At 35.7% G+C, this 14,724-nt stretch carries 11 protein-coding genes; 3 read left to right on the top strand and 8 right to left on the bottom strand.

All coding sequences use genetic code 11. From position 1 onward, the window contains the following. Window positions 1-2: 2 nt before the first annotated feature. Complete coding sequence (gene tilS / locus EKL95_RS09680; protein ID WP_126462665.1) at window positions 3-1,313, top strand: tRNA lysidine(34) synthetase TilS; 1,311 nt, start codon at window positions 3-5, stop codon at window positions 1,311-1,313. After that, a complete protein-coding gene (locus EKL95_RS09675; protein ID WP_126554115.1) occupies window positions 1,313-3,337 on the top strand; it encodes a protein-disulfide reductase DsbD family protein in 2,025 nt (674 codons plus the stop codon). Before tilS ends, EKL95_RS09675 begins: the two co-directional genes overlap by 1 nt. A gap of 171 nt (window positions 3,338-3,508) precedes the next feature. Here the strand turns inward: EKL95_RS09675 and EKL95_RS09670 are convergent, their stop codons facing one another. From EKL95_RS09670 to EKL95_RS09650, 5 genes are read right to left on the bottom strand one after another with little or no spacing between them, the layout of a single operon-like run. After that, on the bottom strand, window positions 3,509-4,582 hold the full coding sequence (locus tag EKL95_RS09670) for an alanine/ornithine racemase family PLP-dependent enzyme (protein ID WP_126462586.1): 1,074 nt from the start codon (window positions 4,580-4,582) through the stop codon (window positions 3,509-3,511). Next, on the bottom strand, window positions 4,582-5,733 hold the full coding sequence (alr, locus tag EKL95_RS09665; RefSeq protein ID WP_126564056.1) for an alanine racemase: 1,152 nt from the start codon (window positions 5,731-5,733) through the stop codon (window positions 4,582-4,584). The genes EKL95_RS09670 and alr overlap by 1 nt, the downstream gene beginning before the upstream one ends. After that, window positions 5,723-6,877: an amidohydrolase gene (locus EKL95_RS09660; protein WP_126564055.1), complete on the bottom strand. Its 1,155-nt coding sequence runs from the start codon at window positions 6,875-6,877 to the stop codon at window positions 5,723-5,725. Before EKL95_RS09660 ends, alr begins: the two co-directional genes overlap by 11 nt. 6 nt (window positions 6,878-6,883) lie before the next feature. After that, the gene (locus tag EKL95_RS09655; RefSeq protein WP_126564053.1) at window positions 6,884-7,318 is read right to left on the bottom strand and encodes a GNAT family N-acetyltransferase; all 435 of its coding nucleotides are present in this window, start codon (window positions 7,316-7,318) and stop codon (window positions 6,884-6,886) included. Beyond that, window positions 7,299-8,771 carry a sodium:solute symporter gene (locus tag EKL95_RS09650; protein WP_126462574.1) on the bottom strand — a complete coding sequence of 491 codons (1,473 nt, stop codon included), beginning with the start codon at window positions 8,769-8,771 and terminating at the stop codon, window positions 7,299-7,301. The genes EKL95_RS09655 and EKL95_RS09650 overlap by 20 nt, the downstream gene beginning before the upstream one ends. 495 nt (window positions 8,772-9,266) lie before the next feature. Here EKL95_RS09650 and EKL95_RS09645 point away from each other — a divergent pair, with 495 nt between their 5' ends. Next, window positions 9,267-11,114, top strand: a complete 1,848-nt coding sequence (locus EKL95_RS09645; protein WP_126564051.1) for a CocE/NonD family hydrolase — start codon at window positions 9,267-9,269, stop codon at window positions 11,112-11,114. 253 nt (window positions 11,115-11,367) lie between these two features. Here the strand turns inward: EKL95_RS09645 and EKL95_RS09640 are convergent, their stop codons facing one another. The 3 genes from EKL95_RS09640 to EKL95_RS09630 form a co-directional block, all read right to left on the bottom strand. Further along, window positions 11,368-12,684, bottom strand: a complete 1,317-nt coding sequence (locus EKL95_RS09640) for an ammonium transporter (protein WP_126564050.1) — start codon at window positions 12,682-12,684, stop codon at window positions 11,368-11,370. Between the two features lie 331 nt (window positions 12,685-13,015). Then, window positions 13,016-13,393: a PH domain-containing protein gene (locus EKL95_RS09635; RefSeq protein ID WP_126462565.1), complete on the bottom strand. Its 378-nt coding sequence runs from the start codon at window positions 13,391-13,393 to the stop codon at window positions 13,016-13,018. Window positions 13,394-13,401: 8 nt separating this feature from the next. Continuing rightward, window positions 13,402-14,706 carry an amidohydrolase family protein gene (locus tag EKL95_RS09630; RefSeq protein ID WP_126462562.1) on the bottom strand — a complete coding sequence of 435 codons (1,305 nt, stop codon included), beginning with the start codon at window positions 14,704-14,706 and terminating at the stop codon, window positions 13,402-13,404. Between the last annotated feature and the right edge of the window lie 18 nt (window positions 14,707-14,724).

The raw sequence follows: 14,724 nt of genomic DNA, 5'->3' as shown, positions 1-14,724 counted from the left end.
ATATGCTACAGAAATTCCAAAACCATCTTCTTCATAATTTCCAGTTCTTGAACGGAAAAAAAATACTTCTTGCTACAAGTGGCGGGAAAGACAGTATGGTATTGGTGCATTTGTTTCAGCAATTGAAATATACAATAGGAATGGCCCATTGTAATTTTCAATTGCGTGGAATGGAAAGTTTTGAAGACCAAAATTTTGTCCAGGAATATGCTGCGGCAAATGCTATTCCAGTATTTATAACACAATTTGACACCAAAGCTTTTTCTGAAGATTATAAAATTTCGACACAAGTTGCAGCCCGCGAGTTGCGATATAACTGGTTTTATGAGTTATTAGAGACTGAAAAATTCGATTATATTCTCACAGCACATCATGCCGATGATAATTTGGAAACGTTCCTAATCAATCTGAGTCGTGGAACAGGATTAGAAGGTTTGACAGGAATTCCGGAGCAGAACGATAAAGTAATTCGCCCACTTTTGGCCTTTAACCAAAAAGAAATGGAAGATTATGCCAAATTAAATAACATTAAATGGCGCGAGGACAGCAGTAATGCATCCGATAAATACCTTCGGAATAAAATTCGGCATCATCTGGTTCCGATGTTAAAAGAATTGAATTCTAATTTTCTTTCCTCGTTTCACAAAACACAACTGTATTTGCAAGACGCGCAAGTTATGGCTGAAGATGCTTCGATTATGATTTATCAGCAAGTGGTGAAGCAAGAGAATGAGACTATTTATTTTGATTTAAAAAAACTAAAAAAATTACCCAATTACAAATCTTATTTGTACCAATGGCTGAAAGAATTTGGATTCAAAGCTTGGGATGATATTTATGATTTGGTTGATAGTCAATCTGGGAAACATGTTTTTTCTCCAGAATATAGAGTATTAAAAGACAGGGATTACTTAATCCTAAGTCCGATAAATTTCGTAAATGTAAAGGACAAATATTTTATAGATGAAAATCAAAAAGAAGTTAATATTCCCTTAAATCTTACGTTTTGCAAAGTAGCCGACATTGGTATCGTTTCAAATAAAACTATCTTTGTAGATGGTGATAAAGTGCAGTATCCATTAATTTTACGCCATTGGAACGAAGGCGATAGTTTTCAGCCTTTTGGGATGAACGGTAAGTCAAAGAAAGTGAGCAAGTTTTTTAAAGATGAAAAATTATCCTTGCTAGAAAAAGAAAATTCTTGGCTTTTATGTTCGAATGATGAAATAGTCTGGATAATTGGTCTACGTCAGGATGAACGCTTTAGAATAGACAACACAACTAAAAATATACTTAAAATACAATCAGAATAATGAAGAAACTACTATTTATACTTATTGCTTTTTTGGCTTTTGCCAATGGAAATGCCCAGATTCTGGATCCCGCCAAATGGACAACTAAAATAGAAAAAAAATCGGACACTAATTATATTCTTACTTTTAATGTTGTTATAGAAAAGGATTGGCATTTGTATTCTCAATTTACTCCAGACGGAGGGCCGTTGCCACTGGAAATCATTTTTAAAAACCAAAAAGGGAACTTCACTTTAGTGGGCAAAGCCAAAGAAAGCAAAACGAGAACTGCTTTTAATGACATATTTGAAGTTAACGAAACATTCTTCGAAAAGAAAGGTCAAATTCAACAGGAAATTACACTAACAAATCCAAAGTTGACCGAAATTAAAGTCGATTTTAATTATCAGGTGTGTAAAGAGGTTTGTATTAATATGGAGAAGAATTTCACGTTTGCAATTCCTGCGGTTTCAAAAACAACGGCAGTAGCAACGGATGTAACCATAGTAGATTCTGCAAAAGTTGATACCGTAGTTTCGCAAATTGCAATTACGGAGGAGCAGGTGAGTACTCCTGAAAAAATCGTACCTCTAGACTCTGAACCAGCTACAAAAAGAGGATTATGGTCTATTTTCTTCATTGCTTTTTTATCTGGATTTGCCGCTTTGCTTACGCCTTGTGTCTTCCCAATGATTCCTATGACAGTCAGTTTTTTTACTAAGCAAAGCAAAACAAAAGCAAAAGGGATTAGTAATGCCATTATTTATGGAGTAGCTATCATATTCATTTATGTAGTTTTAGGATTCTTAGTGACGTGGATTTTTGGTGCCGATGCGCTGAATGCGTTGTCCACGAATGTTTGGTTCAATATTATTTTCTTTGTTTTGTTAGTCACTTTTGCAGCTTCCTTTTTGGGTGGTTTTGAGATTATGCTGCCTAATTCTTGGGCAAATAAAGTGGATAATCAAGCGGATAGAGGTGGGATAGTTGGAATTTTATTCATGGCTTTGGCGTTAGCGATTGTCTCCTTTTCGTGTACCGGACCGATTGTAGGAACCCTATTAGTCGAAGCGGCTTCTAAAGGCGGAATAGCTCCAATTGTGGGTATGTTTGGGTTTTCATTGGCTCTAGCCTTACCCTTTATGTTGTTTGCGATGTTCCCGGGTTGGTTGAATTCATTGCCAAAATCCGGTGGTTGGTTGAATACTGTTAAAGTTGTTTTGGGATTTTTAGAATTGGCTTTGGCATTCAAATTTTTGTCGAATGCTGATTTGGTTTTGCAATTGCATTTCTTGGAAAGAGAAGTGTTCTTGGCAATATGGATCGCTATTTTTGGAACATTGGCCTTTTATTTATTCGGAAAAATTACGTTGCCGCACGATAGCCCGATGACACATATTTCAGTAGGACGACTGTCCTTTGGATTAGTAGTTTTGGCCTTTACCATCTATTTGATTCCTGGGATTTGGGGAGCGCCATTAAAATTAATTTCTGGTTTCCCGCCGCCAATGACCTATAGCGAAAGTCCTTACGGAGTAGGAAACTCCCAAGGTGGCTCAAATGCATCTGCCCAAATTTTGCCGGAAGGCGCACATTTAGGGCCACATGATCTTATTGCTTTTGATAATTATGAAAAAGGATTGGCTTATGCCAAATCAGTAAACAAACCTATTTTACTTGACTTTACGGGTTATGCCTGTGTGAATTGTAGAAAAATGGAAGATTATGTGTGGTCAGATCCTGCGATTTTAAAAATATTACAAGAAGAAGTGGTTTTAATATCTTTATATGTTGATGATAAAAGAGAATTGCCAAAAAGCGAGCAATACGTATCTAAAGAAACGGGCAAAGAAATTGTAAGTGTGGGTAATAAATGGAGCGATTTCCAAATTACAAGGTACAAAGCCAATGCGCAACCGTATTACATTGTTTTAGATGTAGAAGAGAATATGCTGTCTGATAAACCAGAAAGTTATAACTCAGATATCAATGCCTACAAAGGATGGTTGAGAGAAGGGATTGATAGATTTAAAAAGGTCGAATAAGAGGTACATCTAAAAATCACTGAACCGAATATTAGACACAAATGGCACTAATTTCTACGATTCAATTCGTGGAAATTCGTGCCATTTGTGTCTATTTTTAATACTATAGACTTAATTTACTCGGTATTGATGCGTGAGATGCATATTCAAGATAGGGTACAAAATGGCCTTTTATTCGATTATTTTCTCGATATAAGCAGAATTTAAAAGGTACAATGCGCCCATATATCGTATTTTGAACGCCACTAAATCCCCAATTTTATAATTTTTTTTAGAATTTGAAATGTCTATAACCAGCATGTCAGAACTGGCGTCTACTATAGTGATATCCGTATCATCAGATTCGATGTATTGTGGTTGCATGTCTAACAAACCAATGTCTAGAATAGCTCTAAGGGAAGTATCGCCTAAATCAGTGACAGCATCCATCGAAAAGGAATTTCCGGCTACATTCTCGCCTAACTCCCCTGTTGGTGTATTTGGTTTTTCTGTAATTTCGATGATTTCAGCGTATAATTTGAAAACATCATTGTGCATTCCTTCTATGGTATTTCCTGTAAACAAATCTTTCCCGAAAAATAGGGCTTCCCCTATTCGAAAATGATTCACGGCCATTGGTCGGGCATTTTTTAGGAGTAGCGGTACAGTAACAGAAGTTCCTCCGGAGACAAATGGAATACTGATATTGAATTTAGCTTCAATTAGCTGTTTGTATAAGCTCAATTGAATCAATTTGTCCTGCGTGGGCATTACACCGCTAAGGCAATTGAAATTGGTACCAATTCCAGAGATTTCAATATTAGGCATTTTTAGAATTGTGCCATAAAAATCGATCAATTCTTCTCCCATTACACCTTCACGAAGGTCTCCCATTTCAATCATAATGATGATTTTATGGGTCTTGTTTTGTTTTACGGCTTCCTCTGAAAGTAATTGTATGGTATAGATTTCAGTATTAAAACTGATGTCAGCATACCGCACAATACTTTCAATACTTCGTTTAGCAGGTGGTTTAATGTACACGGTTTGAATTTCCGGATCCAAGGCTTTAATTTTTTTCAAATTACTTACTCTGGAATCATGAATTTCACGTACTCCTAAAGCGATGATTTCTTTGAGATAAATTTTATTTCCACACAATAGTTTGGAAACCACTCCCCATTGTATATTTCTGGATTTAAAAATAGTATCCAGAAAGGCATAATTTTCTTCAAGTTTTTTGCGATATAGTTTTATAAAAGCCATTATTCTATGATTTTACGTGGAATTGCTTTGGAAATCCGAGTTAATAATTCGTAATTGAGTTGGTTGCTGAAATCACTAAAGGAAGCTACAGAAACGGATAGCTCTTTTTGTGTGCCTATCAAGACCACTTCATCTTCTTTTTTTGCCATGTCGATATCAGTAACATCGACAGTCATCATGTTCATGTTTACGGAACCCACTACAATACAGCGTTGTCCATGAATAAGTACACGACCTTGGTTGCTCAACGAGCGGCTGTATCCGTGGCAGTAACCAATAGGGATAACAGCAATTTTCATTTTTCTTTTGGCCATAAAACTGGTTCCATATCCAATAAAATCACCAATATTTACTTTCTTTATGCTCATTATAGCACTTTTCCAAGTGATAACGCGTTGCAGCGGATCTATTTTATTTTTTTTAGAATTGAGATAGGTAACAAATACTTCCGGACTGGACCACAATCCGTATTGCATTATTCCGATTCGCACCATATCCATTCTGGTTTGTGGAAACATTATTGATGCTGCAGAGCAAGCAGAATGTCTCATTTGTGGCTTCAGATCATTTTTACAAAAAAAGGCATAAATTTCTTCAAACTTCTTGATTTGCTGATCCACTCTGTAATAATTAGCTATACTTTCGGCCCCGGCATAATGAGTACAAAGCCCTTTGAAAGTAAGATGTTGTTCTTCTTTCTTTAAAAAAGTAATAACAGTATTCAGTTCGTTCTTATCAAAACCAGTTCGGTTCATTCCGGTTTCTACTTCAATGTGCAGAATTGCTTTTTTTTCGAGTTTTTTAGCTGTTTTCATAGCTTTCGTCAGTCGAGTTTTATCAAAGACAAAAAATTCAATATCATTCTTGATTACCCATTCCATATCTTCATCCTGAACGAGTCCCATAACCATAATAGTTGCTTTGTCCTGTAGTGTTGTTTTTACGACTTTGGCTTCCTGAACATCAAAAACAGAAAAATGAGTTACACCACATTGAAAAGCCATAGCCACAAACGGCTGTACTCCATGACCATACGCATTTCCTTTTACGACAGAGGAAATCAGTACTTTTTTTCCAAAGGTCTTTTTTAGAAAATCGATGTTCTTTTGATACGCGGAGCGATTAAGCTCTATTATTGAGTTAGTGTGCATTTGTAATTTGTTTGCTGATGTGATGAAAAACAGCCACTCCAGTTGCTATAATTTCGTCAGGAAAATCATAATCAGGATTGTGTAGTGTAGCAGTGTTTACCCCAGCTCCCAGTCCGAACATGGCGCCGGGATAGTGCTGTGTGAACAAACCAAAATCTTCGCCCCAAGTGAATGGTTTCTCTTTTTCGAATAGTTCAAAACCATTAATTTCTGCTGCCTTTTTGATGAATGCTACAGCAGTTTTGTCATTCTCATTGGCTTGGAAACTTTGTGTCCATTGCGTTTTACACTTCAGTTGATATTCTTTTGCGATTGATCGGGCTGCATTTTCTAAAGCTATTTCGATCTTTCTCATCTGTAAATTGCTATCACTTCGTACTGTAAAATGAATTTCTCCCGCACCAGCTGCTACACCATATGCTTTTTTACCTATTTTGGTATAAATGGGAGTTATCTGGCAATAGTTTTCTTTGGTAATATCGGTCTGAATAGTAGCATTAAATTGATTGATAATGGCGGCTATTGCCAGAGTAGGATTAATTCCTCTTTCAGGTTCACCGGCATGGGCTGTTTTTCCTTTTAATTTTATGATAATGCTATTTACGGCACAGGTAAAAGTTTCGTTTTTTACTACAATTTGATGCATTGGAAACCCTGGTAAATTGTGCAGCGCAAAGACGTAATCAGGTTGAATCAAAGTGAATTTAGTATCTGAAAACACCTTTTGAGCACCACTACCATCTTCTTCAGCCGGTTGAAACAGCAAAATGACGGTTCCAGAGTCCGGTTTGTTCTGATGCAATTCAGCTGCCAAACCACAAAGAATAGCCATGTGTCCATCATGTCCGCATTTGTGTGAGACACCATCAATTAGTGAACGATGTTCAAAACGATTCGTTTCTTCAATTGGCAAAGCATCTAATTCACATCGGAATAATACTGTTTTCCCATTTTTTTTACCTTTATAAATTGCAACCACACCAGTTGTTCCTACTCCGGTAATCAATTCATCCGGAGGGTAATTTTCGAGAAAAGAAATAATGCGTTTGGATGTTTGAATTTCTTTACCTGAAACCTCTGGGTGTTTGTGTAATTCCTTTCGTAACTGCACAAGTGAATCGGTAAACTGGTTTGAATTTTCCATTTTGGACTATTTTATGAGGCGCATTTCCAAATATTTATTTGTAAAGCCTAGTTTTTCATATAGTTTTTTGGCAGGATTATCCGGTTCTACATGCAGGGCAATATTTCCTTTGGCAATTGATATTGCTTTTTGCATCAATTGTTTTCCAAACCCTTTTCCCCGTTGGCTGTTGTCCACGGCAATGTATACCAAAATATTTTCAGGAATAAAATCTTTCATTCCCGTGTTGTTCAAGATGACAACTCCTACGATTTTTTGATCTTCGATTCCCACTACAATGTTGCCTCCTTTTGTAGGATTCATAACGTAATCAATACATTTTCGAATGTCTTCAATCGTATCGCCATATTGTTCTAAATGGGTATAAAGGAATAATGCTATAATTTGATTGGTATAAATTGTATCTTCTCCGGTTGTGTCATTAATTTGTTTGAATTCCATTTTGTCTTTCTTTTTTGTTATGGTGATAAAGTGATATTGTAACGAATAAAATAAGAGAAATACTTATTCCATAAAGGTTTGCATCTAAATGTTCCGGTAATTTTAAATCTAAAGGTAGTTTATTCTCTGTAACAATTAGCAGGATTGTGGTGGCACCCCCAAATAACATGCTCCAAAAAGCAGCTGTTGGATGGCTTTTCTTCCAAAATAAAGCGCCTATTACCGGAACGAATAGTCCCGACACCATAAAAGCATAGGAGTAGAGCATCAGTTCCAGTACATTTTGCATTTGGGAAGCAATTAAAATAGCAAGAAGACCTACAATTAAGGTGACCAATTGTGAGAGCCGAAGCTCTTTTTTATGACTCAATTCTTTTTTTGAAAATTTAGCAATAATATCAGTGACAATATTTCCGGAAGCTGCCATTAAGCAGCTGTCCGCGGTAGAAAGTATAGCCGAAAAATAGGAAGAAAGCATCAGCCCCATTAATCCAACGGGGAGTATGGTGGCCAGTAAAATAGGCAATCCCATTTCGCTATCCATATTGGCTGCATCTGTAATACCGTCAAACATTCCTTTGTTTGCAGCCACTTTAGCCAGCATTCCCAGAATCACTCCCATAAATGCCATTATAGGCCATTCAAAAACACCCGCAATCAACCATGCTTTTTTAGCTTCTTTCTCTCCTTTGCTGGCATAAATCCGCTGGTATAAAGTCATTCCTACAAACCAAATGGGTATAATGGTTATAGACCAGTTTAAAATCTGATACCATTTTACATTGGTCAGTGATAAATATTCAGGTGCCAGGGTAGTCTTGATCGCCTCATACCCTCCCACGGCATTGTAGGCAACTGGAATTCCTATAAAAACCAATCCGCCAATAAGGACTAACCACTGGATTGTATCGGTATAAATAACGGCTTTTAATCCTCCAATAGCCGTATAAATTACCGCGATAAGTCCCATTACAATTAGCGCTGTTTGTAAATTAAGTCCTTCTATGGTTGCCGAAGCTAATTTGGCTCCAGCCAAAACCTGAGAACTTGTAAATCCAAGATATCCAATAGCCGAAATAATTCCGGCCAGTAGCGCTACTTTAGCATTATAAAAATGATCAAATATTTGGGGAAAAGTGAAAAACTTATATTTATGTCCTAATGCACTTACTTTTGGAATTAGAAAAACAGCACTCAGCCAAGCGCCCAGCAGTCCGGTGAACAGCATCCAAGAACCGGATATTCCCATCGTAAAACCCAGACCGCCCAATCCTATTGAGAATCCACCACCTACATCTGTGGCTACAACGGATAAACCAATGTGCCAGCTATTCATATTTCTTCCGCTAACGTAAAAATCTTCCGCGGTTTTATTCTTATTGAAAAAATAAACGCCAACGCCTAGCATAACCAGCATGTAAACAACAAAGATTGCATAATCTATTAGGTGCATATTATTAATTTTCGATTATTTAATAGCCTGTACATGGAATTTTTCCAAAAGGCAAAAGGTGCAGTAAACTGCAAAAAAAAGATGATTTTTTTTAGAATATTTTCTAAAATAAGGGATCTTAGCTTTGGGTTAAAAGTGCAAAAAAAAGACTTTATTAACCACAAAAAATAATTTGGTATTTTACAAATGTAAGGCAAATTATCTAAAAAATCCTTTTAAAATGCAGATATTGTCTTTTTTGCAACAAATAACGGCCACTTTTTGCGTTAATAGTATTGGTTTTATAGAAGTAAAATCGAATGAAATTTTTGATAAAAAATGCCAATCTGACCGTGCAGTTTTCTTTAAAAAGACCCTAAAAACGATTGTTTTTTTTAACATATTTGTTGTTTTTTTGATAATCTAAAATTCATAAATTTCAAAAAAGAAGGAATATGGATGCAATATTCGAAGAGATTTTTTATCTTTAAAAATTATTTTAACTCAAAAAAATTCATGAAAAAACTATTAGGTATTTCGCTTTTTTTTATTGGTGCAGTTCTGTTTGCCCAAGACAATAAAGCCAATTATGTGTCTGAAAATTATACTAAAAAGGAAGTGCATATTAAAATGCGTGATGGAGTAGAGTTGTTTACTGCCATTTATACTCCCAAAGATGTTTCTACAAAATATCCAATTATAATGCAAAGAACACCATATAACTCGGGGCCTTATGGAGAAAATCAGTTCAAGAAAATCATTTCTCCCAGTGAAACGATGATGAAAGAAGGATATATTGTAGTCTATCAAGATGTTCGAGGACGATTCATGAGTGATGGTTTGTATGACAACATGCGTGGTTTTATTCCAAATAAAAAAGGCAAGAAAGATACGGATGAAGCTTCGGATACTTATGATACGATAGAGTGGCTGGTGAAAAATGTGGCTAACAATAATGGAAATGTTGGAACTTGGGGAATCTCATATCCAGGTTTTTACGCTACATATTCTTTATTGAGTAATCATCCAGCTTTGAAAGCCGTTTCGCCTCAGGCATGTATCGCTGATTTCTTTTTTGATGATTTTCATCACAATGGAGCGTATCTGTTGAGTTATTGGAAAGTCACTCCGTTATTTGGGCCTCAAAAAACAAAACGTACTACGGAACCTTGGTACAAATTTACGAATGCGGGTACAAACGATGATTATCAGTTTTTCCTGGATGCAGGACCACTCTCTAATTTAGACAAATATTATGGAAAAGAGAATGAGTTTTGGCAACAGCTGAAAGACCATTCCAGTTACGATGATTTTTGGCAAAAGCGTGGAATTTTACAGCATTTGAATAATATTAAACCAGCGGTAATGACAGTAGGAGGTTGGTTTGATGCCGAAGATTTATACGGTCCTTTGAATACCTACAGTACGATAGAAAAGAGCAGTAAAAACTACAACACAATTGTTATGGGACCCTGGAGTCATGGTGATTGGGCTAGGAATTCAGCAAAGCAAGTGATTGGTAATATTAATTTTGGAGATAGTATTTCTGGTTTTTATCAAAAAAATATTGAATCTAATTTCTTCCGTCATTTTTTGAAAAATAATGGAAAAGGAGCTAATAAATTGCCTGAAGCTTATGTTTTTGACACCGGAAGAAAAGAGTGGAAAACCTATGATGCCTGGCCTCCCGTAAATACTGAAAAACAAGATTTCTTTTTGCAAGGGAGTAAATTGACAAAATTGGCTAAGCAAAATATTTCTTTTGAAGAATTTATTAGTGATCCTAAGAAACCGGTACCCTATTCGGAGGATATTAAACAAAACGGACTTACGCCAAGGAAATACATGACCGATGACCAGCGTTTTGCTGTACGACGTCCGGATGTGATTGTTTTTGAAACAGAAGTATTGAATGATGATACCACATTAGCCGGAGAAATCTTGGCTAAATTACAAGTTTCTACTACAGGAACTGATGCGGATTGGATTGTAAAAGTGATTGATGTTTTCCCAAACGACGAACCGGAAACAAAAGAAGTAGCTCCGTATCTAAAGATGAGTAATTACCACATGATGGTACGAAGCGAAGTTATGCGAGGCCGTTTTAGAAATAGTTTTTCAAAACCAGAACCTTTTGTAGCCAATGAGAAAACAGCAGTTAATATTAAGTTACAAGATGTATTTCATACGTTCAAAAAAGGACACAAAATCCAGATTCAGGTTCAAAGTACGTGGTTTCCATTTATAGATTTGAATCCACAGACATTTGTTGACAATATCTTTTATGCAAAACCTGAAGATTTTAAGAAACAAACGCACAAGATTTATAACGACTCTAAAATTGAGTGTACTGTTTTAAAATAAAACGGCAATCGGGTTGTGCGCCATAAAAGCATTCGACTATATTTAAAACTAAAATCCCAATCTTTTTTTTAAAGATTGGGATTTTAGTTTTAAAGGATGCAGGCTAAAATTAATATGTACTACGCTATTTTTAAAGTTTTTAGTTTATTGTTTAAAGAATAAGAATTGCTTTGTATATTATAGGTATTTAGAACGGATAAGAGTAAAAAAACGCTCTGAAATTTCAGAGCGTCTCTAACTTTATACCGAAGATTTATAGAAATTCACCGTGTTGCGAAATATCTAAGCCTAATTCTTCTTTTTCTTCACTTACTCTTAGAGGAGTTATTTTGTTTACAATATAGAAAAGGAAATAAGACATTGAGAATGCAAATATGGAAACGACAACCATAGCAAATAATTGATTTAAGAATAATGTTGTTTCTCCAAAAATAAGTCCTTGGTTATCACCAACGGCCGCGTTTATTGATTTTGAAGCAAATACACCTGTCAAAAGCATCCCAATGATGCCACCTACACCGTGACAGGCAAATACATCTAAAGCATCATCAATTTTACATTTGTGGAAACTTCTAACCACCAGATTACTCACAATACTTGCAAAAATTCCTATGAACAAAGCATGAGGAATGCTAACAAAACCAGCTGCAGGAGTAATGGCAACTAATCCGACCACTACACCAATACAAGCTCCCATTGCCGACAATTTATGACCAAGAATTTTATCAAGAAATACCCAAGCCATTCCAGCAGCAGCAGCAGCAATAGTGGTTGTCCCCAGTGCTTGTACGGCAAGCCCATTAGCTCCTAAAGCGGAACCTGCGTTGAACCCGAACCATCCAAACCACAACAATCCGGTACCTAACATTACGTATGTTATACGTGCGGGATTTCCTTTTTCTGCTTTTCTTTTGCCTAAGAAAATGGCACCAGCCAGAGCAGCCCAACCAGCACTCATATGAACTACAGTTCCACCAGCAAAATCCAATACGCCCATTTTAAAGAGAATACCATCTGGATGCCATGTCATGTGAGCCAGCGGGGTATAAACGAGCAGTATGAATAAAACCATAAATAGTAAGTACGCCCAAAAACGAATTCGTTCTGCAAAAGCGCCGGTGATTAAAGCGGGTGTAATGATGGCAAATTTTGCTTGAAATAAAGCAAAAAGCATAAATGGAATTGTCGGAGCTAAACTCCAAGATGTATTTGTATTTACGCCTTGAAAAAATAAATTTGGAATTGGATTCCCTATTATTCCGCCAATAGTTGGACCAAAAGATAATCCGAAAGCGATGACAACCCACAACACGGTAACGATTATCATTGCCATAAAGCTTTGAAGCATGGTACTAATGACATTTTTTTTACCTACCATTCCACCGTAAAAGAAACCTAAACCGGGTGTCATGATTAATACAAGTGCAGTTGCAACGATCATCCAAGCGGTATCGCCGGTATCAAATTTTACTGCTTCTGTAGGAGCTGGACTTTCGGCTAAGAAATAATTTGAACAAAGGGTTAATACCAAAATCGTGATCAATATCACACTTAGAATAATTTTTCGCATCGTTTTTCAGTTTTAAATTTTTATAAAAATATAAAATTGTTCAACATACCCCTATAGTAAAGTATATTAATGTTTTATTTTTATGATTTTTACAATCTAACCCCTATTTTTTTATGGGTATTTTATATTTTAAAGATAAAATTTGTTTTTTATTAAAATCTAGTTAAATAAAATTACCAATTTAGTGAATACTTGGGGTCTTGTGGTAAAAAATTAGACTTCCAATCTGGGAATTTTAATGCACTTAGCATTAAGACAAAATTTGATATATAAAAAATGCACCAATTGTATAGCTACAAGTGATGCATTTTTCAAAAACTAAAGGATCTCCTTATTTTAAAAGATGTTTGCTTAAAAGTTTGTAAACTTCATTAATGTTATTACCACCTTTACCAAATTGTTTTACAATTGGGGTTGCGTCATTGTTTAACCAAATTTTCAACTCGGCATCCATATCTAATATTCCAGCACTTTCTTTAGAGAATTTTTTGATACTCAAATACGGAATTGACATATAATCAACCTTGGTTCCAACCAATTGTTTTTCGACCAGAATCAATCTTTTATTGGTGAAAACAAACATATCCCGAATTAATTTATATGCTTTTTCGATTGTTTCTCCATCAATTAGGATTGGCTCAAATTCAGTAGCAACATCTTTAATGTTTACTTCAGAGGCATTGCCCAGGATGGCGTTAAATAGTCCCATTGTATTTGTTATTTTTGATTGTATTTTGTTTTATAAATATCGTTCATTTTTGTTTGGTGTGTTTCAAGACTGATCATTCTGCCTTGAATAAAAGCATTAGTTAGTTTGTTCGTTCTCATGTCTAAAGCATCACCCTCAGAAATAAATAAGGTAGCATCCTTTCCTTGTTCTAAAGTACCACATTGTTTATCGATCCCTAATAATTTGGCGGTATTGAAGGTTATTAGTTGTAGCGCTTTTTCTTTGTCAAGTCCATAAGCAGCACATGTTCCGGCCAGGAAAGGTAAGTTTCTGGTATTCATACGCTCCATGGATCCACTGTTTTCCAAGCCTACAACAACGCCTTTATCTGTCAATAATTTAGCGTTTTTGTACGGTAAATCAATGTCATGATCTTCATTTTCAGGCATATCATGCACTCTTTTTAATAATACTCCAATGTTATTTTTTTGAAGTAAGTCAGCCGTTTTATACGCTTCATAACCACCAACAATTACTATTTTTTTAACCCCATTTTCTTTTGCCATTTGTATAGCATCAATAATTTGTTTTTCTTCATTTGCGTGTATGAATAAGGTTTGATTTCCGTCAAACAATCCTTTTGTAGCCTCAAAAATCAAATTTCTTTCTTTGGGGCTATCTGCTAAGTATGCTTTTGCGCTAGTCAAAAAAGTAGTTATCTCTGAGTGTTGTTTGCTATAGTCTTTATTTGCTTCAATTGTTCCGGGTTCAAACCAGGAACCACTTCTTTTAAAACTAGAAGGGAAATTAAGATGAATCCCATCATTTTCTTTTATCAGTGCATCCTTCCAGTTCCAGGCATCAAGCTGAACGATGGATGAAGTGCCTGAAATTCTTCCGCCACGTGGGGTAATTTGCGCCATCAAAATTCCGTTTGGTTTAATGGTTTCAATTACTTTTGAATCAGCATTATAGGCAATAATACTTCTTACGTGAGGATTCATATTTCCTATTTCGCTTTCATCATCAGAAGATTTTATGGCATCTATTTCGACTAAGCCCAAGGTAGAATTGGGCGCTATAAATCCTGGATATACGTGTTTTCCGCTGGCGTCAATGGTAATATCATACGCTCCTTGAGCTAGTTTTATTAATCGGGCATCTGCCACTAATGTAATTTTGCCTTCTACAAATCCTATAGCACTGTTTTCGATTATTTCGCCATTTCCTAAATGTGCTGTTGCATTTAGAATTAAAATAGATTTTGATTGTTTTGAAGCAGGAGCTTGCTGTGCCTTTGTAAGTATTGATATGCTAAATACCAATAGTAAAATATATATATTTTTATTCATCCTATTTTGTTGTTTTAG

The sequence above is a fragment of the Flavobacterium sp. LB2P53 genome (assembly GCF_003970305.1).
GTDB lineage: Bacteria > Bacteroidota > Bacteroidia > Flavobacteriales > Flavobacteriaceae > Flavobacterium.
The sequence above is the reverse complement of the archived record's forward strand: the minus strand, read 5'-3'. Positions and strand labels throughout refer to the sequence as shown.